We start from the raw sequence: 1075 nt of genomic DNA on the forward strand, positions 1-1075 counted from the left end.
CAGCAGCCAGCCCACGTCGAACGGGTGGTCGAGGGAGACGTGGGCGGCGGGGTCCCGGGCCAGCAACGCGGTGACCTGTTCCTGCGCCCCGGCCTTCCGCAGCACGCCCAGCAGCCGGCCCACGGCGGACGGGTGGTCGAGGGAGACGTGGGCGGCGGCCCGTTCGGCCAGGGCGGTGACCTGTTCCTGCGCCCCGGCCTCCCGCAGCACGCCCAGCAGATCGGCCACGGCGGACGGGTGGTCGAGGGAGACGTGGGCGGCGGCCCGTTCGGCCAGGGCGGTGACCTGTTCCTGCGCCCCGGCCTCCCGCAGCCCGCCCAGCAGCCGGCCCACGTCGAACGGGTGGTCGAGGGAGACGTGGGCGGCGGGGTCCCGGGCCAGCAACGCGGTGACCTGTTCCCGCGCCCCGGCCTCCCGCAGCCCGCCCAGCAGATCGGCCACGTCGGACGGGTGGTCGAGGGAGACGTGGGCGGCGGGGTCCCGGGCCAGCAACGCGGTGACCTGTTCCTGCGCCCCGGCCTCCCGCAGCACGCCCAGCAGCCGGCCCACGGCGGACGGGCGGTCGAGGGAGAAGTGGGCGGCGGCCCGTTCGGCCAGGGCGGTGACCTGTTCCTGCGCCCCGGCCTCCCGCAGCCCGCCCAGCAGATCGGCCACGTCGAACGGGTCGTCGAGGGAGAAGTGGGCGGCGGCCCGTTCGGCCAGGGCGGTGACCTGTTCCTGCGCCCCGGCCTCCCGCAACACGCCCAGCAGATCGGCCACGTCGAACGGGTCGTCGAGGGAGACGTGGGCGGCGGGGTCCCGGGCCAGCAACGCGGTGACCTGTTCCCGCGCCCCGGCCTTCCGCAGCCCGCCCAGCAGCCGGCCCACGGAGAACGGGTGGTCGAGGGAGATGTGGGCGGCGGCCCGTTCGGCCAGGGCGGTGACCTGTTCCTGCGCCCCGGCCTTCCGCAGCACGCCCAGCAGCCGGCCCACGGTGCCCGGGTCGTCGAGGGAGATGTGGGCGGCGGCCCGTTCGGCCAGGGCGGTGACCTGTTCCTGCGCCCCGGCCTTCCGCAGCACGCCCAGCAGCCGGCCC

At 76.9% G+C, this 1075-nt stretch carries 1 protein-coding gene; it reads right to left on the reverse strand.

Annotated features, from left to right (window positions below; genetic code table 11):
• Positions 1–1075, reverse strand: a 1075-nt coding sequence (locus tag ACGFYY_RS41470) for a hypothetical protein (RefSeq protein ID WP_393717700.1), incomplete at both ends; no start/stop codon positions are given.

This window comes from Streptomyces sp. NPDC048331 (assembly GCF_043201215.1).
Taxonomy (GTDB): domain Bacteria; phylum Actinomycetota; class Actinomycetes; order Streptomycetales; family Streptomycetaceae; genus Streptomyces.